Origin of the sequence: Serratia sp. CY33802 (genome assembly GCF_052169095.1) — a bacterium.
In the GTDB taxonomy this organism is placed as follows: domain Bacteria; phylum Pseudomonadota; class Gammaproteobacteria; order Enterobacterales; family Enterobacteriaceae; genus Serratia; species Serratia bockelmannii.
In genome coordinates, this window is record NZ_JBJNLL010000001.1 from 381335 (window position 1) to 403879 (window position 22545).

Below are 22545 nucleotides of genomic sequence, written 5' to 3' on the forward strand. Positions count from 1 at the left end.
CTTGAATTCTCCTGATGCCGAGTGAAAGCGGGAATGCGGTTTGCCGAATTGTGTTTGACCTTAAAGTGAACTTTAAACCTATACTCGTTAAACGATCAACGCAAGATCGTCGGCCAACCGGGATGAGGGAGCCAGAGATCCCGGTGCCGTGCGCAGTATAAACCTTCTTTTTTAACCATAGTGTAAATGGGAGAAACGACATGGGTTATGTAACGACCAGCGATGGCGTCGAGATTTTCTACAAGGATTGGGGCCCAAAAAACGGCAAGGTTATCTACTTCCACCACGGTTGGCCGCTGTCCAGCGATGACTGGGATGCCCAGATGCTGTTCTTCGTGAACAAAGGGTTCCGCGTGGTTGCGCACGATCGCCGCGGCCACGGCCGCTCCAGCCAGGTGTGGGAAGGGCACGACATGGATCATTACGCCGATGACGTCGCCGCGGTGGTAAAACACCTCGGCGTACAGGGCGCCATGCACGTGGGCCACTCGACCGGCGGCGGCGAGGTGGTGCGCTACATCGTGCGCCACGGCGAGGACAAGGTGTCCAAAGCGGTGCTGATCAGCGCGGTGCCGCCGCTGATGGTGAAAACCGACGCCAATCCGCAGGGCACCCCAAAATCGGTATTCGATGATTTCCAGGCGCAGCTGGCCGCCAACCGGGCGCAGTTCTATTACGACGTGCCGGCCGGCCCGTTCTATGGCTATAACCGCCCGGGTGCCAAACCGTCGGAGGCCATTATCTGGAACTGGTGGCGGCAGGGCATGATGGGTGGCGCCAAGGCGCACTATGACGGCATCGTCGCCTTCTCGCAGACCGATTTCACCGAAGATCTCAAGAAGATTGCCATTCCGGTGCTGGTGATCCACGGCGATGACGACCAGGTGGTGCCTTATCAGGATTCCGGCGTGCTCTCGGCCAAGCTGGTGCAAAACGGCACGCTCCATACCTATAAGGGCGCGCCGCACGGCATCCCGACCACCCATGCCGATCAGGTCAACGCCGATCTGCTGGCGTTCGTGAACAGTTAAGCGCGAACAAGCACTTTTGCTCCGCCCTGAGTGGGCGGAGCTTTTTTCATTACGATGAGGAACGGAAATGCAAACGATCCTGGGCGCCAGTGGCCAGATCGCCCAAGAGCTAGCGCGTGAACTGAAGCGCGCGTACACCGATGATTTAAGATTGGTCAGCCGCAACCCGAGGAAGGTCAACGACAGCGATACGCTGGTCGCGGCCGACCTGCTCGATGCACAGCAGACCCTGGCGGCGGTGAAGGGCAGCGACGTGGTGTATTTCGCCGCCGGCCTGCCGCCGGATTCGGCGCTGTGGGAGCGGCAATTTCCGACCATGCTGCAGAATGCGTTGGACGCCAGCCGTACCGCGGGCGTGCCCTTTGTTTATTTCGACAATACTTACATGTATCCGCAGAACGGCGAACTGCAGACGGAATCGACGCCGTTCGCGCCTCGGGGGCGCAAGGGACGGGTGCGCGCTCTGATGACCGAGAAGGTGCTCGACGAGATGGAGCGCAAGCAGATCCCCGTGCTGATCGGCCGTGCTCCTGAGTTTTATGGGCCGGGAAAAACGCAGAGCTTCACCAATGCGTTGATCGTCGACAGGCTGAAAGCGGGGGAAAAACCGCGCGTGCCGGTTCGCGACGACAGGCTGCGCACGCTGATCTGGACGCCCGACGCCAGCCGTGGGTTAGCCCGGCTCGGCAATACGCCCGACGCGTTCGGCCAGACGTGGCATCTCCCGTGCTGCGACGAACGGCTCACCTATGCGCAGTTCGCCGCCTTGGCCTGCGAGGTGTTTGGGAAGGACATTTCATATTCCGTCATCGGCAAATGGGCGTTGATCGCCGCAGGGCTGGTTTCGTCCGGGGCGCGTGAGATGCGCGAGCTGCTGCCGCGCTACGAGTACGACAACCTGTTCGACTCGACCAAGTTCAAGCAGCGCTTTCCCGACTTCGCCGTCACGACGTATCGCGCCGGGCTGGAAACGATTTGGCGGGAGTGGAAGAACGCGCAAGCGCCGCGTTAAGATGCCCGCCGCGCCAGGGCTAGCCATAGCGCGCTACGCTGGGCTGCCGGCCCACTCGAGCCATTAAGCGAGCCTCGCCCCTCACCGGGCGGGGCTTTTTATTGGCTGCGCGAAAGCGGATCACCAGTGATAGCTGATGCCCATATCGAGCTTGTCCGACGCATCGACGCCGGCCGCGTGCTGCGAAAGGTTATTGAATTCATAGTTAATAAACACCTGCATGTTGCTGTTGAGCAACCAGGTCACCCCCAGCTCCTCGTAGTTCAATAAGTCGGTGTTGCGGCCTGCCCGGGCCTGTATTAAACGGGTATAGCCGATGTTGGGCTGAATATGGTCCGTCAGCCGGTATTTGACGAGCGCTTCATAACTTGACGCCGAGCCGCGGTTAGCGGTTTGTTGTGGGCTGATGGCGTTGTCGCTTTGGGTGAACACGGCCGCAAGATAGATTTTTTTCGACGCATAGAGAACCCCTTCGGCCAGCGTATCGATGCGTCGGCGATAGCCGGCGGCGTGTTGCTGCCGCTGCGTGGTTTGAGACGCCGAGGCGGCGGCGATGAGGCTGAGCGTCGGCGTCAGCGCATAACGGAACGAAGCGCCGAAGCCGTTGCCGTTTTGTTTGCCCGGCGCTTGCCGATCGTCGCCGTCTTTGAACTGATATTGCAACGCGAGGGCGGCGCGCCGCTGAAACAGGCTGAAAGTTTGGCGGTAGGTGAGCAGGTTATGCGCCCGGCCGCGCATAAAGTTATCGATGTAGTTGTACGCCATTTCCCTAAACAGCGGGGAGCGATCGGTCAGGGCGGTCACATCATAAAGTACGCCCCAGTTGCGGCCGATATCGAGGCTGCCCAGGGTGGCGTTTTGCACGCCGATATAGGCGAGCCGGGTGCTGTTTCGGCTCGCGTCGGCGAAGCTGACGGTATATTCCCAGTGGGCGTAAGCCTGCCAGCGCGGCGCGATCTTTTTTTTGCCTATCAGGCCGAAATAGAGGTAGCTGCGGTCGCCGTCGTCGCGTTCGTTTTGGCCGCTGTAGCGTCTGGCGATAATCGTGCCGTAGAAATTCAGGCTGTTTTGCTGCGATCCCATCAACGACACGGCGAAGGCGCCGCGCGGCAACAGGGCCAGCAGGGGGAACAGCATGCCCGCCGAAAAATAACGAGGATTGCGTTTTATCATGATGGCACCGTCCCTGTGCGCGGCAAGCCCGTGTGCTTGCCGCCCCGGCGAAGCTTAAGCGTGCGTTTCGCGTTTAAAGTAACTGACGATCCCCTGAGCGATCGCCGTGGCAATTTTATTTCGGAAGGCGGGGGTGCCGAGCAGCCTTTCTTCCTCAGGGTTGGTGATGAAAGAGGTTTCCACCAAGACGGAAGGAATATACGGGGACTTTAAGACCACGAAGGCCGCCTGTTCGGTATTTTTGGCATGCAAATGATGGATGGGCGCAATATGCTGAATCAGGTGCGAGCCCAGCGCCAGGCTCTCTTTGATCGTTTCCGTCTGCTCCAAATCAAACAGTATCTTCTGCAAATAGCGATCTTTCTTGATGACGTTGGGGCCGGCGAGATCGTCCGCCGCGTTTTCACTGTTCGATAAGTATTTCGCCATCGCGCTGCTGGCGCCTTTATTGGAAAGCGCAAAAACCGACGCGCCGCAGGCACTGGGGCAGGTAAAGCCGTCGGCGTGGATGGACATGAAAAGATCGGCGCCATGCCGGTGCGCGATCTCCACCCGATCGTACAGCGGAATAAAAACGTCGCTGTCGCGCGTCAGGCGGGCATCGATGCCGTGTCGATCAAGCTGTGCACGCACATTTCTGGCGATCTCCAGAACGACATGTTTTTCCAGCGAACCGGTGTGGCCAATGGCGCCGGAGTCGATGCCGCCATGACCGGGATCCAACATGACCAGGAATCTTTTTCGCGCCCCCTGAGGGCCGTTCTGCTTTTTGGGACGTGGCAGGCCGTGGGCGTGAGCCAGCGGGGAAACGGCGCCGTTCAGCGCCAGGGCCGCCAACCCTGCCAACATCATTCTGCGGCGAGATAACCGGGTGTTCAAAAGGTCCGTCTTAGCCATAAGGTTAACCAGCATAAAAGGAAAGGGTGTTTTTGTTATAACATAACAATTTCACGCGCCGGCGGGGTTGTCTGTTAGCGGCTGTTACTTTTAATGTCATTCCTTAAATTCACTGGTTTTTTATACTGCATTTATTTTGTTTATTGAATGTTTGTATTGATATAAATTTGTTTTGCATTTGTTAATTCTTATTTTGACACACTATTTAATCTAATATTTCAAATGAGATTTATTCTCCTCTTTAATTGATATGTTATAACGTAAATATTAAAACGGATAAAAAACGGGGTCTTTGCCGCCGGCATGAAGCTACTCACGTTTTTGGAGCGTTAACATGACTTTTAAACACCAGGAAAAAGAGACACTAAATATATTCGCCGTTCTCGCGGTCTCGTTAAGCACGGTCATCGCCATGCTCGACAGTACCATCGCCAACGTGGCATTGCCGGTTATCGCCAAAGATTTCGGCGTTTCCGAATCGGCCTCCATCATGATTATTAATGCCTACCAGTTTGCCGTTGTCGCCTCTTTGATGCCCTTCGCGGCGCTGGGCCGCGCGGTGGGCAATAAAAAGATCTTTATAGCCGGGGTGGTGCTGTTCGCTTTTTCATCCTTGGGCTGCGCGCTGTCCACGACGCTGTCGATGCTGACGGCATTCAGGGTGATACAGGGCTTCGGTGCGGCGGCGGTGCTCAGCGTCAATGCGGCGCTGATCAAGGAGATATACCCGGAAAGGCTGCTGGGGCGCGGTCTGGGGATTAATGTGATGGTGGTGTCGGTTTCCGCCGCCGCCGGGCCGTCCATCGCCTCGGCGATACTTTCTCAGACGAGCTGGAACTGGCTGTTTACCATCAATGTTCCCATCGCCTGCCTGTCGCTGCTGCTGAGCCTGATCTTCCTGGCCCCCCGCGAGCGGCGCAGCGTTGGATTCGACAGCGGGGGGGCTCTGTTGGTGTTTGTGCTGTTTATCGCTTTCTCGCTCAGCACGATGAGCATGACTACCCACCATCTGCCGGCGGCGGCGCTCAGCTTTGCGGTATTCGCCGGGCTGGCCGGGTGGCTGTACATCAATCAGAAAAGAAAGGCTAACGCCGCGCTGATCCCGATCGCGATGCTGCATAACCCGACGCTGTCATTGTCTTTGCTGATGTCGATGCTGTCTTACAGCACCCAGCTTTTGGCTTTTGTATCGCTGCCTTTCTATTTCCACAATGTCCTGCAAAGAAACGTGGTGGACATCGGTCTGCTGCTGACCGCCTGGCCGCTGGCCACCATGGCGTCTTCGCTAATTTCCGGCGATTTGGCCAAGAAATACGATCCCAATCTTGTTGCCCTCTCGGGCCTCGCCTGTCTGCTGGCAGGCATGCTGCTGATGGCCAATTTGCCGAGCGATCCGTCGAATGGGGCGATCGTATGGCGCGTGGCGCTGTGCGGCATCGGTTTCGGCCTGTTTCAATCACCGAACAACCTGCTGATCATGACCTCTGTGTCCCATGAAAACAGCAGCATCGCCAGCGGCCTGTTGGGCAGCTCCCGATTGATCGGGCAAATCGTCGGTTCGGCATTAGTGGCGATTTTCTTCAATATGCGCGGCGCGCAAGCGACGAATATCAGTTTAATGGCGGGGGCGGCATTCTCGTTCCTTTCTCTGGTCGTGAGCTATATGCGCTTCAAGTCCGCCGTTACGTTAAAAACCAGCAAATAGAAGCACGAGGTTTCCCATGCGATTTATCCCATTAGTGCCGTTGGTTATCGGGATGGCGGCGTTTTCCCTTGCCGGTTGCACGACCTACCACGACGTGGCGTTGCAACAAAAAGAGGCGGGGCTCAATAGCCCGTATTACCTGCTGCAGCCGCCGGTCTATGTCGGCGACCAGTTGAAATATGGTCTGAAGGACGGCAGCGGCGGCGAGCTGAAGGTGGCGAAGGTGGAACCTAAAGACATCGTCGCCGACAGCGGAAAAATCATTCCCCTGGCAGAGCTTTCTTTCCTGCAACGAAAAGACCTTTCCACGGGAAAAACCGCCGCGTTGGTTGGCGGCGGCGCGGTAGCCACCACGGCAATCGTCTTTGTGGCCGGGATCACCATTATGGCAGCAGGCATCGCCGCGTCGGCCTAATACAGCCCATCGACGCGCGCCGCCGAGCGTGCGCGCAGGAGGCACCATGTGCGTAACAGTGAAATTTATCGCCACCGCGCTGCTGGCCCTATTTGCCTTGCCGACGGTGCCTTGCGCCGGCGCCAGCCTGCCGGCGGCGGCCGAGCCGTTGCAAAGCGCGGCGACGCAAACGCTGCCCGGCAGCTACCCGCGGATCGTCATCACCGGCAACTGCCCCTTCGGCGTGATCCTGGCGAACGAGGCGGCCTATCGGCACGTCGTCGGCGTGGGGCCCTGGGCGTTCATGCATGCCGATAGGCATGTGTTGAAGGACATGAAGCCGGATATCGGCAGGATCACGTCCGATTTCATCAATAAAGACTATCGGGTCAACATGGAGTCGTTAATGAATCTGCGGCCCGACATCATTTATTACTACGGCAAAAGCCAGGACGATCGGCTGGAAAGGGCGGGCGTGATGACGGTCGATCTGGACGCCGGCGGGAAGACCAAATACCAGCCGATGGTTACCCAGGTGTATTGGGAAAATACCTTCGCCGACACCCTCGGCCTGCCGCGTACGCATAAATTCAAAGACGCCTGGGAAAAGACCCTGAAACAGATCCGCCCCTATGCCGCCGCCATCCGCGCGCAGCACGTCAGGGCGTTGTATCTCGAAGAAAGCGACGGCAGGCAGCTGAAGGTGAGCGGCCCGCATACCTACGGCGACACCTACCTGAAAATGGCCGGCATGGACAATGTCGCCGGGGATTTGCCGGTAAAAGGGGATGCCGGCAGGTACATCAACGTTTCGATGGAGCAGATCATGGCCTGGGATCCGGATGTGATTTTCGTGGTGTTCGGCAGCGCCAAAGCACTGCTGCGCGGGGGGATCCCCGGCCAGGCGTGGGAGACGCTCAGGGCGGTGAAAAACGGCAAGGTTTTCTCGACGCCGGTGGGCATTCACAACTGGGGGGGCCTGTCGGCGGAAACGTCACTGCTGCCGCTGTTTATGATCAACCGGTATGCCCCTGAAGACATTAGCGACAAAACGCTGCGGGAGGAGACGCGTCGCTATTATCAGACGATGTTCTCTTATGCGATCCCGGACCGGTTGCTGGATGAGGTGCTGGCGCAACGCTAGTGCCACGGTTGAATAGCGTGAGTTCGTTGGAGGAGCTTGGGGATGCCGGGCAGAGGAAAATATGTGGCGATCATGGCGGGATTGTTTATTTCGCTCTGTGTGGTCGCCTTCGCATCGCTGTTTGCCGGCCGCTACGCCTTGTCGGCCCATGATGTGGTGCAGATTTTATGGCAGGGGAACATGCCGGGGGAAAACCAGGCCCGCTACTCGGTGATTTTTAACCTGCGCGCGCCGCGGGTGGTGGCGGTGATGCTGGTGGGCGGTGGGTTGGCGGTCGCCGGTGCGACCTTTCAGGCGGTGCTGAAAAACGCGCTGGCCAGCCCGGACGTGCTGGGCACCTCTTCCGCCTCCGCCTTTGGCGCTGCGCTGGGCATTTTGTTGAGTTTGCCTTTTGCCCTGAGTTCCCTGCTGTCGTTTCTTTTCGGCGTGGTGAGCTTGCTGCTGGTGCTGGGCATCTGCCGCCTCAAACGCCGGCAGGATGCACTCACCACGATTTTGTCCGGCATGATTATCGCGTCGCTGTTTATCGCGTTTGTCTCGGTCATAAAATATGTCGCCGATCCGCAGGATACCTTGCCGGCGATCGTCTTCTGGCTGATGGGCAGTTTCGCTTCGGTAGCGAAAGCGCAGGTTTATTGGCTGATCCCGCTGTTTGCGGCGTGTTACCTGACTATCTACCGGCTCAGGTGGAATATGAACATTCTCTCTCTTGGGGACGACGAGGCGCGCATCGCCGGCCTGAATCCGCCTCGGCTGAAGATCCTGTTGCTGATCGCCGCCTCTCTGCTGGTTTCCGCCTCGGTGAGCTTGGCCGGCGTGGTGGGGTGGGTCGGCTTGGTGATCCCGCATTTGGTGAGAAGCGTGTTGGGGTATAACCACGGCCGCCTGATCCCCGCTTCGGCGCTGAGCGGGGCGCTGTTTTTGCTGGTGATCGACAATATCGCCAGAGGGGCCACCTATGCTGAAATCCCGATCGGCATCCTGACCGCGCTGATCGGCGCGCCGCTTTTCGCTCTCCTTTTTATTACGAGCAGCAAACATGATCACAGTTAACCAGCTGACCCTGGGTTTCAAGGGGCGAGAACCCCTTCTCGACAACGTCAGTTTTCATCTGGCGCGGGGCGAGATCCTCAGCGTGCTCGGGCCGAACGGCGCCGGTAAAACCACGTTGCTGAGACACATCGCGGGCCTGTGCCGGCCCCTGTCTGGCGGGTGCAAGATCGGCCTGGTCGACAATCGGCCCGCCCGGTTGGCCTATGTGCCGCAGGCGAAAACGCCGCATTTCGCTTATGGGGTGCTCGATTTTGTCACTTTCGGCTGTGCCCGCCAGGCGGGGTGGTTCGCCAGGCCGCGGCGGCAAGATGTCGCCAAGGCGCAGGCGGTGTTGCATGCGCTGGAGATCGCGCCGCTGGCGCAGAAAAATATCAACCAGATCAGCGGTGGAGAACTGCAGATGTGTTATTTCGCCAAGGCGCTGGCGGCGGATCCCGACGTCATGATCCTCGACGAACCGGAATCGAATCTGGATTTTTACAATCAGGCTAAAATGATCGAGATGCTCTGGCGCCTCGCCAAAGAGCGGCAGATGACGATCGTGCTGAATACGCATTTTCTGCATTATGCCGATCGCATCTCCGACAAGTGCCTGCTGATGAATAAGCGACAGTGCATGTTTGGCGATAAAAACGCCTTGCTGCAAGAGGATATCCTGGAGCGTTACTTCCAGGTACCGGTGAGAAAGTGCCGGTACGAATATGCCGGCGTCAGCGAAGAAACGTTCATTGTCGCGCTACCGCACCCCGCTTGAGCGCCGCCAGCGCGAGGGTGATTGAGGGATATCCCTCATTGCGGCCCCGCCGGCGGTTATTTAAGCTGAAAGAGAAATGCAACGGTGAATATGGAGATAATCATGACTGATTCAGTATCCAACGATCGTAATCCCACCCCGGATGTGGCGGAAGACAACGCGTTCTTCCCATCCCCTTACTCCCTCAGCCAGTACACCTCGTCCAAAACCGACTTCACGGGCGCCAGCTACCCGAACGCCTATCGCGGCGGCAAGTGGAAGGTGCTGATGATCGCCTCGCAGGAGCGTTACCTGCTGATGCAAAACGGCAAGTTCTTCTCCACCGGCAACCATCCGGTCGAGATGCTGCTGCCGATGTATCACCTGGATCTGGCCGGTTTCGAGATCGACATCGCCACGCCGTCCGGCGATCCGGTGAAGCTGGAGATGTGGGCGTTCCCGCATGAAGATGAAGCAGTCAAGGCCACCTACGAGAAGTACCGCAGCCAGCTCAAGCAGCCGAAAAAGTTGACGGAAGTGGTGAAGGATCTGGATGGCGGCAACTACCTCGGCGTTTTCATTCCCGGCGGCCACGGCGTGCTCAATGATATCCCGTTCAGCGAAGAGGTGAAAAAGACCCTGCACTGGGCGCATGACAACGATCGCTACGTGATTTCGCTGTGCCACGGGCCGGCCGGTTTGCTGGCGGCGGGCATCGGCGAGAACAAAGAGGATTTCCTCTATCGTGGCTATGAGATGTGCGTGTTCCCGGACTCGCTCGATACCGGCGCCAACATCGACATCGGCTATATTCCCGGTCCGATGCCCTGGCTGGTGGGCGAACGCCTGCGCGAGCGGGGCGTTAAGATCGTCAACGCCGACATCACCGGCAAGGTGCATAAAGATCGGCGCCTGCTGACCGGCGACAGCCCGCTGGCTTCCAACAACCTCGGCAAACTGGCGGCAGAGACGCTGCTGGCCGACGTCGCCACGCGATGAGCGACGAGATCGCGCAGCGCGCTTTCCAGACGGCGCTGGCGATGGACCACGAGCGAACCCTGTCCGCCATTCAGGGGCGGGTTCGCGCCTTCGCCGCGCCGTTCGGTTTCGATCGCTTTGTGCTGTTTTCCGCTTCCGCTGCGGCGGAGGCGGGGATCGAGCATATCTATTGGGTCGAAGGCGACTGGTTCGGCGAGGGGGAGGCGGTCGATGCGCTGACCTACGTGCGGCACTGCCCGGTGACCCGGCACATGCTGCGGGCCAGCGAGCCGTTCTTCTGGACAAAGACCCGGGCGCGGCAGGGCGAGCGTTACCGGATTGTGCGCACGCCGCGCGGAGCCGGTCTGCACGGCGTGCAGATCCCGGTGTTCGGCCCCGCCGGTTTGGAGGGGGCCGTCAGCCTGGGGGGCGAGCGCATCGACACCTCGCCGCCGGTGCGGCTGGCGCTGTCGCTCGTGGGTTCGGCGGCCTTTCTGGCGGCGCGGCGGCTGTTCGAACCGGCAGCCGGTGAGGGGGGGAGCCGGCTGTCGGCGCGCGAGCGCGAGGTGCTGAGCTGGACCGCCATCGGCCGGCGGCAGGCGGATATCGCCGCGATGCTCGGCCTGTCTGAACGCACGGTGGAAAACCACCTGCGCCGCATTCGCCAACGCCTTGGCGCCGCCACCACCGCGCAGGCGATCAGCGTGGCGATCCGCCTGGGGGAGATCGCCCCCGAGAGCCGTTAGCCCGCCGCCATTTGCCGCAGCAACCACTCGCGTAGCGCAATGATATCGGGGCGCTGCGCAGTTTCTTCGGTGGCCATCAGATAGTAGTTGGCGCCGGGTAACGCCATCTCGAACGGCGCGGCCAACACGCCGCGCTGCAACAAATCGCGTGCCAGCAGCCGGCTGGCGATCACCACCCCCTGGCCGGCCACCGCCGCCTGCAGCGCATGGGTTTCGTCGCTGAAGGTCAGCCCGGCTTCCACATTCAACCCTTCCGGCCCGTAGCGCCGCCGCCAGTTTTCCCAGGTCGGCGCGTCGGCGGGCACCTGCCGATGTTCCACGTGAAACAGCGTTACCCGCTGCAAATCCTCGATGCGCTCCAGCGCCAGCGCCGGGCTGGCCACCACGATAAAACGATCCTCATGCAGCAAGGTGCAGTGCAGATCGCTTTCCGGCGTTTCGCGGTAGCGAATGGCGACGTCCACGGTGCGCTGGCTGAGATCGACCCGCTCGACGCTGGTGTGCAGGCGCAGATCGATGGCGGGAAACTCCGCCTTGAAATCGGCCAGGCGCGGCACCAGCCAGTGGGTGAGAAAATTGGAGGTGGTGGTGACGGTCAGCGCCGGCGGCTGCTGGGCGCGGGTGATTTGGGCGACGGACTGCTCCAGCGCGGCGAAGGCGCGCTGGGTGCCGGCATACAGGATCTCGCCGGTCTCGGTCAGGCTGACGCCATGTGCGCTGCGCTCGCACACCCGGCATTCCAGCACCGACTCCAGCAGCTTGATCTGGTGGCTGACTGCCGTCGCGCTGACGCCCAGCGCCTCGGCGGCCAGCTTGAAGCTGCGGCAGCCGGCCACGGCGTGGAAGGCGCGCAGCGCGCCCAGCGGCGGCAAACGGGTTTTTCTCATGGCTGAATTATTCTCATCCAAGGCTGAAAACTATGAGTTTGTCTGAGCGATTATACAAGAGATAGGCTACTAACCTGTGAACAGGGAAATGAATTTATTTCATCATTTCCATCATGTCGGGAGTGAACGATGAGCCTTTATATCAACAACGGTGCCCTGGGCGCCATGGCACACACGGGAGCGGCGGCGAGCGCCCTGGCGCTCAGCGTGCCGGCCGCGGCAGGCGCCTTGCTGCTGAAGACCGAAAATCTGCTGGGCATCGGCGCGACCCTGATGCTGCTAACGGCATTGGCGCTGGCGTTTCTCGGCGGCGCCGCACTGGCCCGTCTACGGCCGCTGCGGAACCGGCCTGCGCTGGCGATTCTCCGCTACGGCTTTTTACTGGCAGCGGTGGGGTGGCTATTGACGCTGCTGATGCTGTTCGGCGGCCATGATTGGCCGGCCCTGCTGGCGGGCATCGTCCTCGGCGGTCTGGGGCAGGGCGTCGCCTACCGCACGGCAGTGGGGGAGAAAGCGGCGTTCGCCGTGGCGTGCAGGCTGACGATGGTGGTGACTATCGTGGCCGTAGTGATTGCCGCTTCGCTGGTGCAAACCTATGCCGCACCGGGGATAAAGGGAGCCTGTTTCGCGCTGGCGTTGCTGGTCGACCTGGCGTTGCTGGGGGCATTGATGGCGCGGGTTGCGGAGCGGGATGGGGCCTGAGACATTGCGGAGGGATAAAGGCCTGCCTGGGGGCGGGCCTTTTGGTGTTTGTGGGGATTGGTAGGGTTAGCAATCTGACGGCCGGCTTTGTACCAGGAGCAGACATTGATTGTGAATTGAAAGCCGTGGCGATGTGTTTCCATTAACGTAACTTTAGTTAGAATGGCCTCGTTGAAAACGAGAGAACTGGAGTGAAAATGTTTGCTGATTTTGGTGTCGTGAATTTCTGGACGTACCTGCTTGGTGCGACGCTGATAGTCCTTGTGCCAGGCCCTGAAACCCTGTTCGTGATTAAAACGAGCATTACCAGCGGCATCAAGCGAGGCTTTGCTGCAATATTTTCCATCCTCCTGAGCGACGTTATCCTGGTTCTTTTGGCCTGGTGCGGGCTGGCGGCAGTTATCAGCTCAACACCAGCCTTGTTTAACGCCATCAAATACGCAGGTGCTGCTTATCTGTTCTATCTCGGAGTCCAGACGATACGCGCTATCTTTAAGCCAGCGGTCGAAACGAGTGAGGAAAAGAAATCTTCAGCTGATGCTAAGGGGATCATCGGGCGCGGAATGCTGGTTACGCTATTGAATCCAAAGACGCTGCTGTTCTATATCTCTTTCTTCGCCCAGTTCATCAATGTTCAGGCTGAGCACTCCTGGATGGCGTTTATCATTCTTGCTGCAGTGATGTTCGCGATTACTCTCGTTTATTTCGGCTTCCTCGTTTTCTGCGGCTCTTATCTGCTCAGTCGTCTGAAAGGCAACCGTAGGTTATCTGCCACCGGAAACGCGCTGGTAGGTATGTTCTTCATTGGATTTGCAGCACGGCTTGCAAGCGCAACTTCCTAACTGGATAACTAAACCGCCGTGAGGCGGTTTTTTTACGTTCTTTCGCTGGATGGGACGTCCGCTCTTCGTATAGCAGCCCTTAGGATTGAAAGTGCAAAAATACGACCTAACACCATTCTGCACAGTGAAGGCTCGGTCATCGCTAAACGCTCAGATTTTCAATGTTTCAATGACCATTCGCAGAGCGGGGGATACATTGCGATGAGGGTAATAGAGAAACAACCCCTCCATTCGCAGGCTGTAACGCTGTAAAACTCTGATAAGCGCCCCGCGTTCCAGATCATCTGTGACCAGTTCGACAGGAACATAGGCCAGCCCCAAGCCCAGCCGGGCGGCTTCTGCTTCCATATAACTGTCAGATAAGGCCCATTGTCCTTCAGGCCGATGAGTGATTTTTTTATCATCCTGATTGAGTTCCCACTGGTACACGCTGCCGTCGGCAAACTGATAGGCGATACAGGGATGCGTTGTTAAATCCGCCGGGGTTTGCGGAAAACCGTAGCGACGAAAATGCTCAGGGGTACCCACAATGGCCATCTCCATATCGGGCGTAATGCGTACAGCAACCATGCCAGTGCTTACTTCGGGCCCCAGGCGAACGCCCGCATCGAATCTTTCTTCGATAATATCGACGAACCTGCTCTCGTTTATGAGTTCCAGCCTGATATCAGGATAGCGCTGTTTAAATATCGCAAGCTTTGGCAGCAGGCATTTATCAATCGCGTGCTGGCTGGCATTGATACGAACCGTGCCGGAAGGGGTCTCTCGATAATGTGCCAGCGCGGCAAGCCCTAGATCTAGCGTATCAAATCCAGATGCCGTCTTCTGGTAGAGCTGCTCGCCCGCTTGCGTCAGCGACAGTTTACGCGTGGTGCGCACCAGTAGCTGGACACCCAGCCTTTCCTCAAGCTCACGAACGGAACGGCTGACCCCTGATTGAGCAAGCCCCAGCCGTTGAGCCGCCGCGGTAAAACTGCCTTCCCGTACCACCTGCATAAATAGGTACAACTCGTTGTAGTTCTCCCTTTTCGCCATTGAATAATCCCTCCTGAACGACAGCAAACTCAGCATTAATTTATAACAATATGGTATCAATCTTAGCAGTAATACCCCTCTAATCAGCACTAATTCTGCTCACTATAATGACCCCATCAAAACAAAGCACCGCAGCGTTGTCCGTAGGAAACCTGTATCTCTCTTGTTTTTCATGGGGATTTTTATGAAAACCTTCACCCGAACGCTAAAAACCGCGATGCCGGCCATGCTGTTATTCGCATCATTAAGTGGAGTCACGACAATGAGTTATGCTGATTCAACCAATCCGAACGCCCCTGTATCCATGACAGATAAATGGGATAAAACGTTCGCCGAGAGCCAGAAAGTCGATCATCGTAAAGTCTCGTTCCAGAATCGATATGGCATCACCTTAGTGGGCGATCTTTACCTGCCCAAAGATCGCGGCGATCGCAAGCTGGCGGCGATTGCGGTCAGTGGGCCTTTTGGCGCGGTGAAAGAGCAATCCAGCGGACTGTATGCGCAGACGCTGGCGGAACAAGGGTTTATTACCCTGGCGTTTGATCCCTCTTACACGGGGGAAAGCGGCGGCTATCCGCGAAACGTCGCCTCACCGGATATCAATACGGAAGATTTCAGCGCGGCGGTGGATTTCTTAGGGCTGCAAAAAGAGGTGGACCGCAACCGTATCGGGCTGCTCGGCATTTGCGGCTGGGGTGGCATGGCGTTAAACGACGCCGCGATGGATACCCGCGTTAAAGCAGTGGCAACAAGCGTAATGTACGATATGAGTCGGGCGATGGGCCATGGCGTGGGAGATGGCAAAGACCGTTACTCCACCGCTGACCGTCGTGCCGTTCTGCAGTATCTGAATGAACAGCGCTGGAAGGATGCGGAAAGTGGAACGTTCGCTCACGGCGCTCATGATATTAACGTCGACAGAAATGGCAAGGTCAGCGCGGGTCAGCGCATTCTGCCAGAAACCCTGCCGGCCGATCCGCATCCGGTGCTGAAGGAGTTCTTTGATTACTACCGCATGCCGCGCGGTTTCCACGCGCGTTCCGTTAACTCTACGGGAGCGTGGACGGCAACGATGCCGCTGTCGTTTATGAATATGCCGCTGCTGAGCTACGCCAGTGAAATCACCATCCCGACGCTTATCGTGACCGGCGAGAAAGCGCATTCACGCTATTTTGCCGAAGATGCTTATAAGGCGGTCGGCAGTAAAGACAAAGAGCTGGTGATTGTCCCCGGTGCAAATCATGTGGACCTGTACGATAACGTTGCCGGAAAAATACCTTTCGCTAAGTTCGAACAATTTTTCAAAGCCAATCTGAAATAAACCCTCTACTGACAACATTAAAAGCCACCTGTCTACGCGGTGGCTTTATTCTGACTTTTGTGAAATCTGACTATGTCTATACTTAGCCAAACACCATCACCGAATAATCAGCACGCTCACTGGAGCGGCATTTTTGCCATGACCCTGTGCGTCTTTGTGCTGATTGCATCGGAATTTATGCCCGTCAGCCTGCTTACGCCGATTGCCCGTGATTTAGGCGTGACGGAGGGACTGGCAGGACAGGGGATTGCCATCTCCGGCGCGCTGGCCGTCCTGACCAGCCTGACGCTTTCGGCGCTGGCTGGAAACAGGGATCGCAAGTCCCTGTTACTGGGGATGACGTTTCTGATGGCCGTGTCGGGGCTCGTTATCGCACTGGCCTCCAGTTATCTGGTGTATATGGCCGGTCGCGCGATGATAGGTATTGCGATCGGGGGATTCTGGTCGATGTCTGCGGCAACGGCGATTCGTCTGGTGCCACAACATCAAGTCGCGCGTGCCCTGGCTATTTTCAACGCCGGCAATGCGCTGGCGACGGTAGTGGCAGCCCCGCTGGGGAGCTACCTTGGCGCCACTGTCGGATGGCGAGGCGCTTTCTTGTGCCTGGTTCCTATCGCGGTGGTGGCCTTTATCTGGCAGTGCGTTAGTTTGCCTGGTATGAACGGCAATAAAGCTCCTGCATCACGTGGAACCGTACTCCGCCTGTTCGCTCGTCCTGTTGTCTCTCTTGGCATGCTGGCCTGTGGCCTGTTCTTTATGGGGCAGTTTGCGCTATTTACCTATGTGCGCCCATTCCTGGAGACGGTGACGCGTGTTGATTCCTCTGGCTTGTCGTTGATTTTACTGATTATCGGCATGGCCGGTTTTATTGGCACGCTGGTTGTCTCGGCATTCCTCAACAGGAAATTCTACCTAACGTTGATGGTTATCCCTGGGCTGATGGCCGTCATTGCCGTCGCCCTGATTCTTACCGGGCATCACGTTTGGGCTGTCTCGCTGCTGTTAGGTCTCTGGGGCATGCTGGCCACCGCCGCCCCAACGGGATGGTGGACATGGATTGCCCGCACGCTTCCCGACAATGCGGAAGCCGGAGGCGGACTGATGGTTGCGGTGATTCAGCTCTCGATTGCGCTTGGTTCAACGACAGGAGGCATGGTGTTTGACCATCTCGGCTGGCAGAGCGCCTTTGCCATCAGTAGCATGCTGCTGCTTTGCGCCGGAGTGTTGACGTTTTTCACCTCACGCCAGAAGAGCAGTGCGCCTTAATCCGGCGAAGGCCCGCGCGCCAGAAACGTGGAAAGCGAGATGTCGCTGCGCACAGAGCGTACGCCCTCAAAGCTCTGGATCTCCATCAGGAAATTCTCCAGCGATTCGGTATCGGCGGCGCGTACTTTGATAAAGACGCAACCGTCCTCGGCAAAGGGTATGCAATTCTTCCACTTCCTTGCGGCTGGTGAACTGCAAAAGGGCGAGCGTTGCTTGATAGCTAAGCTGCTGGTATCGGTCACCAAAAACGTTAGTACTCTATACCTCAAGGTCGCGTTCGCCATACTGAATAAGCCTCAGTGCGATGAAACAAATACCGACGCAGGCTGCGCGGGCGGAATGGCAAAGTGATGCTGCATACGCTTTATCTCCTCTGCCGGTGGCAGGCCAAACAGACGCTTGAATTCGCGGTTAAATTGCGATGGGCTTTCATAGCCAACGGCGTAACTCGCGGCGGCGGCGGTGATTTGTTGGCGCACCATCAGCATCCGTGCCTGGTGCAGGCGTACCGATTTCACATACTGCATTGGCGGCATCTGCGTTATCGCCTTGAAATGGCTATGAAAGGTTGGCACGCTCATGCCGGCCATCATCGCCAGCTGTGTCAGCGTTAACGGCTCCGCGTAAGCGGCATGGATGTGCTGCAACGCTTTACCGATTTTGCCAAACTGCCCCTGCAAGGCCAGCGCGGCACGCATTGCATTGCCCTGTGCGCCTGTCAGCACGCGGAAATAAAGCTCACGCACCCGCGCCGGGCCGAGGATCGCCGCCTCAAGTGGGTTAGCCAGGACTTCAAGTAAGCGAAGTACGGCCATTTTTACCGCGCTGTCCATGGGGCTCGACATCATGCTTTGCGGCGCGACGGGAGGATGCGGGGCGCCATGCTGTTCAATCTGCAACATCAGTTCCGCGGCAAGCTGAAAATCCAGATGCATATAAATCGCCAGCAGCGGATGTGCTGCCGACGCGTCGGTTTCCATCACAAACGGCACCGGCACCGAAACCGCCAGGTAGTGCTGCTCATCATATAAATAGGTCTGTTGACCGAAATAGCCGCGTTTGCTGCCCTGGCAGACGATCACGATCCCCGGATCGTAAAGCACCGGCGTTCTGGCAAGCGGGCGATCGGAACGCAAAATTCGCACATCAGGTAGGGCAGTGAGGTTGTATCCCTCTTGCACCGCAAGTCTATTCATCAGTGCAATCATGTCGGACATCCCACCACCTCATAAAATCAGGCAAGAAAAAGAGAAAATACGGCCTAAAAATACGGCAGGGAAGAGAATACCATGCAACCTTCATGGTTCATGGGAGTTCTTTTTATGGCATCTGCAAAAACGATTTTAATTACCGGCGTCAGCAGTGGCTTTGGTCAGGCGCTGGCGCGAGAAGCCCTCGCCGTGGGGCATCGGGTTGTAGGGACGGTGCGCAACAGCGAAGCACTGCAGGCTTTCGCCGCGCTCGATACGCAGCGGGCTTTTGGCTATCTGCTTGATGTCACGGACGATGAACGTATTGATGAGGTGGTTGGAGAGATAGAGTCCGCCGTCGGTCCGATAGATGTGCTGGTGAACAATGCCGGTTACGGCCATGAAGGCATTCTGGAAGAATCCCCGCTTGCAGAGCTGCGCCGCCAGTTTGACGTCAATGTGTTTGGCGCGGTGGCGATGATCAAAGCCGTGCTACCGGGCATGCGCCAGCGCCGTCGCGGCCACATTATCAATATCACCTCAATGGGCAGTTTCATTACCTTGCCCGGTATCAGCTATTACTGCGGCAGCAAATTTGCACTGGAAGGAATATCAGAAACCTTAAGTAAAGAGCTTGCCCCGTTCAACCTACACGTGACCGCCGTGGCGCCCGGTTCGTTTCGAACGGACTGGGCCGGGCGTTCAATGGTACGCAGCCCTCGCCGTGTCCCTGACTATGACGCGCTATTTGAACCTGTTCGTCAGGCGCGCCAGGAAAAAAGCGGCAAGCAACTCGGCGATCCGGTTAAGGCGGCTCACGCCATGCTGGCATTGATCGAGAGCGGGAACCCGCCAACGCATCTGTTGTTAGGCAGTGACGCATTAAGTTTGGTGCGGCAAAAGCTCGAGGCGCTAGGTAAGGAAATTGAACAATGGGAGAAACTCACCCGTTCAACGGATGGCTGAACGGTGTCGGGTAGAGAGAGTGTAGGGGATCACCGATTATGATCCGCCCAACAGCAAAAAGCCCGCTCAGGTTTCCCTGAGCGGGCTTCTCTAAATATGGCTCCTCTGACTGGACTCGAACCAGTGACATACGGATTAACAGTCCGCCGTTCTACCGACTGAACTACAGAGGAATCGTGTGAACGGGGCGAATAATAGCGAGGCGCCGTCGGCATGTCAAAGGCGGATTACACATTCTGTGACTGTTTGCTTACAGAATGCGCAACCCGTTGAGTTTTTTGGCAGATTTAGCCCTCGGGCGCCCGCTGCAGGCGCAGCTGATAGCGGTAAACGCCGGCGGTGAGCAGGTAATCCCGGTGCACGCTCGGGCTCCAGGAATCGTCGCCGCCCACCCCCATATGGAAGCCGTCCAGATGCAGCCAGGTGCCTGCTTCCGGCTGCAGCAGATGCTGGTGGCTGCAGGCCATCAGCTGTTGCAGGCCGTAGCGGCTGAGCGAGAAGTGGAAGCGGCCGTCGATGCGCCAGCCGCCGTAGCGCAGGCTGCGGGTGTCGCAGCGCAGGCCGTTCTCGCCGGGGAAAATATACGGCGTGTGCAGATCCGCCAGCGGCAGGCGCCAGCGCCCGTGTTGCGCGGCCAGGCAGCGATCCGGGTAGTTCTCGTGCGGGCCCAGGCCCAGCCATTCCGCCTGCGGCTGCACCGTCGCCAGTTGGCAGTGCAGGCCGATGCGCGCCGGCGGCGGCAGGGCGTCGGCCACCTCGACCTCCACGTTCACGCTCACCGCGCCCAACGCGTCGAACAGCCACTGTTTGCGGCTGATCAGCAAAATCTCCCCGTCCACGCCGAACTGGTGTTCGCTCACCACCTGCACGCCGTTTTGCATCGCATCCGCCTGCAGCCGCGTGCAGCGCTCCTCCAGCCGGTACAGGCCCGCCAGCTTCCAGCGTTCGACCCAGGCGTTGGGATCGATATGGTCCGCTTCGCTGACGCCGATGTCGTTATCGATCGGCGCGCGCGCAAAGCCGTCGCGCAGCGGCGTCAGCAGCTGCGGCTGTTCATTCTGCCACCACTGCGTCAGGTGGCCGCTGCTGCGCTCGAAGCGCCAGCGCTGGTCGCCGTGGGTGAGCGTCAGCCCCTGCTCGTCTTCAGTCAGTGTGGGCGGCAGGCCCTGCGCCGGCGGCGGGGCGGGATGCAGCGCGCGCGGCACCCGCCACTGATCCCAGGCGCAGCGGTGGTGCGCTTCGGACCAGTCGGTGGCCTGCGGCTGCACCACCTCCACGTTCAGCCACAGCTCGCCGGGCTGATGCAGCATCGGCAGCCGGTCGAGCAGGGTGAAGCGAGTGCTGCCCTGCGGCGGCAGCGCCAGATCGAAGCTGCCGCTGGCGCGCTCCACGCCGTCCAGCTCCAGCCGCCAGTTGAGCTGTTCGTTGTCGGTGTGGCGGAACAGGTAATCGCTGGTGACGGTCAGCGTCAGCGAGGCGGCGTCGAAGGCGAAGCGGAACAGCTGCTGGGCCCGCTGCGCTTCGAACAGTGCCGGGTGTGGGGTACGATCCGCGAACACCAGCCCGTTCAGGCAGAACTGGCGATCGTTGGGGGAGTCGCCGAAGTCGCCGCCGTAGGCCCAGAACTCTTCGCCGCGCTCGTCGCGTTTGATCAGCGCCTGATCGACCCAGTCCCAGACAAAGCCGCCCTGCAGGCGCGGGTAATGGTGGAACGCGCGCCAGTAACGCTCAAAGCCGCCGAAGCTGTTGCCCATCGCATGGGCGTATTCGCACAGGATCAGCGGGCGCGGCTCCTCCGGCAGGCCGATCCACTTGCCGATCGCCCATTTGGGCACCGCCGGGAACGGCTGATCCTGATCCACTCGCGCATACATCGGGCAGATGATGTCGGTGGCGGCGGTGTCGGCGCCGCCGCCTTCATATTGCACCGGGCGGGTCGGATCCTGGCTTTTCACCCAGCGGTACAGCGCGTCGTGGTTTACGCCGTGGCCGGACTCGTTGCCCAGCGACCAGATAATGATGCAAGGGTGGTTGCGATCGCGTTGCACCATGCGGGTGACGCGCTCGCTCATCGCCGGCAGCCACAGCGGATCGTCAGCCAACCGGTTCATCGGCTGCATGCCGTGGGTCTCGATATTGGCTTCGTCCACCACGTACAGCCCGTAACGGTCGCACAGCCGGTACCACAGCGGGTGATTGGGGTAATGCGAGCAGCGCACCGCGTTGAAGTTGTGCTGCTTCATCAGCAGGATGTCGTGGCGCATCGTCGCCTCGTCCATCACCTGGCCGTGGCGCGGATGATGCTCGTGGCGGTTAACGCCGCGGATCAGCAGCGGCTGTCCGTTGAGCTTCAGCAACCCGCCGCTGATTTCTACCTGACGGAAGCCGACGTCATAGGCCTCCACCTCGATAATCTCCCCCTCGGGCGAGAGCAGGGCGACGGTGGCGCGATACAGCGCGGGCGTTTCGGCGCTCCACAGCGCCGGGCGTTCCACCGGCAGGCGCAGCGTGGCGCGATCGTCATAGGCGCCGCGCTCGTCCACGATCTCGCTGCCGAGCGGCTGGGTGCGTTCGGCCACCCGCGCGCCATCGCGCCACAGCTGAACCTGCACCTGCAGCGGGCCGGGCCGGTTGGCGCGCGCCGTCACCACCAGTTCGCCGCGGGTAAAGCTGTCATGCAGCGGCGTGGTGATGCGCACATCACTCAGGTGCGCGGCGGGTTTGTGCAGCAGGCTGACGTCGCGGAAGATGCCGCTCATGCGCCACATGTCCTGATCTTCCAGATAGCTGCCGTCGCACCAGCGCAGCACCATCACCGCCAGCCGGTTTTCACCCGGCCGCAGCCACGGGCTGAGATCGAACTCCGCCGGCAGGCGGCTGTCCTGCGAATAGCCGACCCAGTGGCCGTTGCACCATAAATAGAACGCCGAGTTGACGCCGTCGAAGATAACGCGCGTCTGGCCGGCGGCCAGCCAGGCCGGATCGACGCTGAAGGTGCGCGAGTAGCAGCCGGTCGGGTTGTCTTCCGGCACGCGCGGCGGATCGACCGGGAACGGGTAGCGCACGTTGGTGTAGATCGGCGCATCGTAGCCGGCGAGCTGCCAGTTGCCTGGCACCGTCAGCGGGGCGGCGTCCGGCAGATCCTGCTGCAGCCAGCCTTCCAGTGCCGCCTCTGGGCGCGGGAAATAGCTGAAGCGCCACTCGCCGTTCAGCGACCGGCGGCTGGCGCTGGGGGCATCGTCGCGCGCGTCTTCCACCGTGCGCCAGCTGGCGAACGGCGGGTGAGCGTCCAGCCGGCGGTAGTGGGTGCAGGCCGGGTTTTGCCAGTCACGGCGGGCGAGGATCTCGGTCAGGGAAGCAAGGGGCGCAGCGGGCATCGGCGATCGTCCTGTCGGCTAGGTGATGCTCACCAAGATGCTGACCGGCGCATAAAAAGTAAAGCGGTTACACGCAACCTTGCAAGGGCGATC

General features: G+C 59.1%; 21 protein-coding genes and 1 tRNA gene. 14 read left to right on the forward strand and 8 right to left on the reverse strand.

The genetic code is table 11. The features are described from left to right. Positions 1-200: 200 nt before the first annotated feature. Both ACJ8HA_RS01830 and ACJ8HA_RS01835 read left to right on the forward strand, forming a co-directional pair. Positions 201-1031: an alpha/beta fold hydrolase gene (locus ACJ8HA_RS01830; RefSeq protein WP_025303474.1), complete on the forward strand. Its 831-nt coding sequence runs from the start codon at positions 201-203 to the stop codon at positions 1029-1031. Between the two features lie 67 nt (positions 1032-1098). Then, complete coding sequence (locus ACJ8HA_RS01835; RefSeq protein WP_149570543.1) at positions 1099-2043, forward strand: NAD-dependent epimerase/dehydratase family protein; 945 nt, start codon at positions 1099-1101, stop codon at positions 2041-2043. Positions 2044-2163: 120 nt separating this feature from the next. Here the strand turns inward: ACJ8HA_RS01835 and ACJ8HA_RS01840 are convergent, their stop codons facing one another. Together ACJ8HA_RS01840 and amiA are read right to left on the reverse strand one after the other, a co-directional pair. Beyond that, positions 2164-3216, reverse strand: coding sequence for a porin (locus tag ACJ8HA_RS01840; RefSeq protein ID WP_049295964.1), 1053 nt, complete (start codon positions 3214-3216; stop codon positions 2164-2166). A gap of 54 nt (positions 3217-3270) precedes the next feature. Next, positions 3271-4113: an N-acetylmuramoyl-L-alanine amidase AmiA gene (amiA, locus tag ACJ8HA_RS01845; RefSeq protein WP_025303471.1), complete on the reverse strand. Its 843-nt coding sequence runs from the start codon at positions 4111-4113 to the stop codon at positions 3271-3273. A gap of 334 nt (positions 4114-4447) precedes the next feature. Here amiA and ACJ8HA_RS01850 point away from each other — a divergent pair, with 334 nt between their 5' ends. The 7 genes from ACJ8HA_RS01850 to ACJ8HA_RS01880 all read left to right on the forward strand — a co-directional run bounded on the left by ACJ8HA_RS01850 (position 4448) and on the right by ACJ8HA_RS01880 (position 10866). Next, the gene (locus ACJ8HA_RS01850; RefSeq protein ID WP_049203302.1) at positions 4448-5818 is read left to right on the forward strand and encodes an MFS transporter; all 1371 of its coding nucleotides are present in this window, start codon (positions 4448-4450) and stop codon (positions 5816-5818) included. Between the two features lie 16 nt (positions 5819-5834). Beyond that, positions 5835-6233 (forward strand): hypothetical protein, encoded by a 399-nt coding sequence (locus tag ACJ8HA_RS01855; protein WP_100225590.1) that lies wholly within the window; start codon positions 5835-5837, stop codon positions 6231-6233. 46 nt (positions 6234-6279) lie between these two features. Next, entirely contained in the window at positions 6280-7356 is a 1077-nt protein-coding gene (locus ACJ8HA_RS01860; protein ID WP_212637287.1) for an ABC transporter substrate-binding protein, read from the forward strand. Positions 7357-7398: 42 nt separating this feature from the next. Further along, complete coding sequence (locus tag ACJ8HA_RS01865) at positions 7399-8409, forward strand: FecCD family ABC transporter permease (RefSeq protein WP_043143129.1); 1011 nt, start codon at positions 7399-7401, stop codon at positions 8407-8409. Next, on the forward strand, positions 8396-9163 hold the full coding sequence (locus tag ACJ8HA_RS01870; protein WP_193402889.1) for an ABC transporter ATP-binding protein: 768 nt from the start codon (positions 8396-8398) through the stop codon (positions 9161-9163). The genes ACJ8HA_RS01865 and ACJ8HA_RS01870 overlap by 14 nt, the downstream gene beginning before the upstream one ends. Before the next feature lie 102 nt (positions 9164-9265). Next, a complete protein-coding gene (hchA, locus tag ACJ8HA_RS01875) occupies positions 9266-10141 on the forward strand; it encodes a glyoxalase III HchA (RefSeq protein ID WP_016927070.1) in 876 nt (291 codons plus the stop codon). Then, a complete protein-coding gene (locus ACJ8HA_RS01880; RefSeq protein WP_025303465.1) occupies positions 10138-10866 on the forward strand; it encodes a PA1136 family autoinducer-binding transcriptional regulator in 729 nt (242 codons plus the stop codon). The genes hchA and ACJ8HA_RS01880 overlap by 4 nt, the downstream gene beginning before the upstream one ends. Here the strand turns inward: ACJ8HA_RS01880 and ACJ8HA_RS01885 are convergent. Beyond that, positions 10863-11753, reverse strand: a complete 891-nt coding sequence (locus ACJ8HA_RS01885) for a LysR substrate-binding domain-containing protein (RefSeq protein ID WP_197813447.1) — start codon at positions 11751-11753, stop codon at positions 10863-10865. The two genes, ACJ8HA_RS01880 and ACJ8HA_RS01885, sit on opposite strands and share 4 nt — an antisense overlap. Positions 11754-11882: 129 nt before the next feature. On the opposite strand from ACJ8HA_RS01885, the gene ACJ8HA_RS01890 reads away from it, so the two are divergent. After that, positions 11883-12455, forward strand: a complete 573-nt coding sequence (locus ACJ8HA_RS01890) for a hypothetical protein (protein ID WP_089196042.1) — start codon at positions 11883-11885, stop codon at positions 12453-12455. Between the two features lie 197 nt (positions 12456-12652). Then, entirely contained in the window at positions 12653-13297 is a 645-nt protein-coding gene (gene leuE / locus ACJ8HA_RS01895) for a leucine efflux protein LeuE (RefSeq protein WP_016927074.1), read from the forward strand. 150 nt (positions 13298-13447) lie between these two features. On the opposite strand, the gene ACJ8HA_RS01900 is transcribed toward leuE, so the two are convergent. Next, positions 13448-14332 (reverse strand): LysR family transcriptional regulator, encoded by an 885-nt coding sequence (locus ACJ8HA_RS01900; protein ID WP_016927075.1) that lies wholly within the window; start codon positions 14330-14332, stop codon positions 13448-13450. Positions 14333-14594: 262 nt separating this feature from the next. Here ACJ8HA_RS01900 and ACJ8HA_RS01905 point away from each other — a divergent pair, with 262 nt between their 5' ends. Together ACJ8HA_RS01905 and ACJ8HA_RS01910 are read left to right on the forward strand one after the other, a co-directional pair. Then, entirely contained in the window at positions 14595-15653 is a 1059-nt protein-coding gene (locus ACJ8HA_RS01905; protein WP_123867415.1) for an alpha/beta hydrolase, read from the forward strand. Between the two features lie 138 nt (positions 15654-15791). Then, positions 15792-16919 carry an MFS transporter gene (locus ACJ8HA_RS01910; protein WP_123867417.1) on the forward strand — a complete coding sequence of 376 codons (1128 nt, stop codon included), beginning with the start codon at positions 15792-15794 and terminating at the stop codon, positions 16917-16919. On the opposite strand, the gene ACJ8HA_RS01915 is transcribed toward ACJ8HA_RS01910, so the two are convergent. Together ACJ8HA_RS01915 and ACJ8HA_RS01920 are read right to left on the reverse strand one after the other, a co-directional pair. After that, positions 16916-17161: an Lrp/AsnC ligand binding domain-containing protein gene (locus ACJ8HA_RS01915; protein WP_225735628.1), complete on the reverse strand. Its 246-nt coding sequence runs from the start codon at positions 17159-17161 to the stop codon at positions 16916-16918. The genes ACJ8HA_RS01910 and ACJ8HA_RS01915 overlap by 4 nt on opposite strands. Before the next feature lie 54 nt (positions 17162-17215). Continuing rightward, on the reverse strand, positions 17216-18136 hold the full coding sequence (locus tag ACJ8HA_RS01920) for an AraC family transcriptional regulator (protein WP_033643719.1): 921 nt from the start codon (positions 18134-18136) through the stop codon (positions 17216-17218). 105 nt (positions 18137-18241) lie between these two features. Here ACJ8HA_RS01920 and ACJ8HA_RS01925 point away from each other — a divergent pair, with 105 nt between their 5' ends. Next, the gene (locus ACJ8HA_RS01925) at positions 18242-19075 is read left to right on the forward strand and encodes an oxidoreductase (protein ID WP_197813478.1); all 834 of its coding nucleotides are present in this window, start codon (positions 18242-18244) and stop codon (positions 19073-19075) included. 97 nt (positions 19076-19172) lie between these two features. Here ACJ8HA_RS01925 and ACJ8HA_RS01930 read toward each other — a convergent pair. Both ACJ8HA_RS01930 and ACJ8HA_RS01935 read right to left on the reverse strand, forming a co-directional pair. Beyond that, a tRNA-Asn gene (locus ACJ8HA_RS01930) sits at positions 19173-19248 on the reverse strand. 114 nt (positions 19249-19362) lie between these two features. Next, positions 19363-22452, reverse strand: coding sequence for a beta-galactosidase (locus ACJ8HA_RS01935; protein WP_197813525.1), 3090 nt, complete (start codon positions 22450-22452; stop codon positions 19363-19365). Between the last annotated feature and the right edge of the window lie 93 nt (positions 22453-22545).

What these genes read in the sequence shown, in the direction of transcription:
- ACJ8HA_RS01840 (WP_049295964.1), bottom strand. Translation starts at nt 3,216, where the DNA reads ATGATAAAACGCAATCCTCGTTATTTTTCGGCGGGCATGCTGTTCCCC.
- ACJ8HA_RS01830 (WP_025303474.1), top strand. Translation starts at nt 201, where the DNA reads ATGGGTTATGTAACGACCAGCGATGGCGTCGAGATTTTCTACAAGGAT.
- ACJ8HA_RS01880 (WP_025303465.1), top strand. Translation starts at nt 10,138, where the DNA reads ATGAGCGACGAGATCGCGCAGCGCGCTTTCCAGACGGCGCTGGCGATG.
- hchA (WP_016927070.1), top strand. Translation starts at nt 9,266, where the DNA reads ATGACTGATTCAGTATCCAACGATCGTAATCCCACCCCGGATGTGGCG.
- ACJ8HA_RS01905 (WP_123867415.1), top strand. Translation starts at nt 14,595, where the DNA reads ATGAGTTATGCTGATTCAACCAATCCGAACGCCCCTGTATCCATGACA.
- amiA (WP_025303471.1), bottom strand. Translation starts at nt 4,113, where the DNA reads ATGGCTAAGACGGACCTTTTGAACACCCGGTTATCTCGCCGCAGAATG.
- ACJ8HA_RS01920 (WP_033643719.1), bottom strand. Translation starts at nt 18,136, where the DNA reads ATGTCCGACATGATTGCACTGATGAATAGACTTGCGGTGCAAGAGGGA.
- ACJ8HA_RS01860 (WP_212637287.1), top strand. Translation starts at nt 6,280, where the DNA reads ATGTGCGTAACAGTGAAATTTATCGCCACCGCGCTGCTGGCCCTATTT.
- ACJ8HA_RS01865 (WP_043143129.1), top strand. Translation starts at nt 7,399, where the DNA reads ATGCCGGGCAGAGGAAAATATGTGGCGATCATGGCGGGATTGTTTATT.
- ACJ8HA_RS01850 (WP_049203302.1), top strand. Translation starts at nt 4,448, where the DNA reads ATGACTTTTAAACACCAGGAAAAAGAGACACTAAATATATTCGCCGTT.
- ACJ8HA_RS01910 (WP_123867417.1), top strand. Translation starts at nt 15,792, where the DNA reads ATGACCCTGTGCGTCTTTGTGCTGATTGCATCGGAATTTATGCCCGTC.
- ACJ8HA_RS01835 (WP_149570543.1), top strand. Translation starts at nt 1,099, where the DNA reads ATGCAAACGATCCTGGGCGCCAGTGGCCAGATCGCCCAAGAGCTAGCG.
- ACJ8HA_RS01925 (WP_197813478.1), top strand. Translation starts at nt 18,242, where the DNA reads ATGGCATCTGCAAAAACGATTTTAATTACCGGCGTCAGCAGTGGCTTT.
- ACJ8HA_RS01855 (WP_100225590.1), top strand. Translation starts at nt 5,835, where the DNA reads ATGCGATTTATCCCATTAGTGCCGTTGGTTATCGGGATGGCGGCGTTT.
- ACJ8HA_RS01935 (WP_197813525.1), bottom strand. Translation starts at nt 22,452, where the DNA reads ATGCCCGCTGCGCCCCTTGCTTCCCTGACCGAGATCCTCGCCCGCCGT.
- ACJ8HA_RS01885 (WP_197813447.1), bottom strand. Translation starts at nt 11,753, where the DNA reads ATGAGAAAAACCCGTTTGCCGCCGCTGGGCGCGCTGCGCGCCTTCCAC.
- ACJ8HA_RS01900 (WP_016927075.1), bottom strand. Translation starts at nt 14,332, where the DNA reads ATGGCGAAAAGGGAGAACTACAACGAGTTGTACCTATTTATGCAGGTG.
- leuE (WP_016927074.1), top strand. Translation starts at nt 12,653, where the DNA reads ATGTTTGCTGATTTTGGTGTCGTGAATTTCTGGACGTACCTGCTTGGT.
- ACJ8HA_RS01890 (WP_089196042.1), top strand. Translation starts at nt 11,883, where the DNA reads ATGAGCCTTTATATCAACAACGGTGCCCTGGGCGCCATGGCACACACG.
- ACJ8HA_RS01870 (WP_193402889.1), top strand. Translation starts at nt 8,396, where the DNA reads ATGATCACAGTTAACCAGCTGACCCTGGGTTTCAAGGGGCGAGAACCC.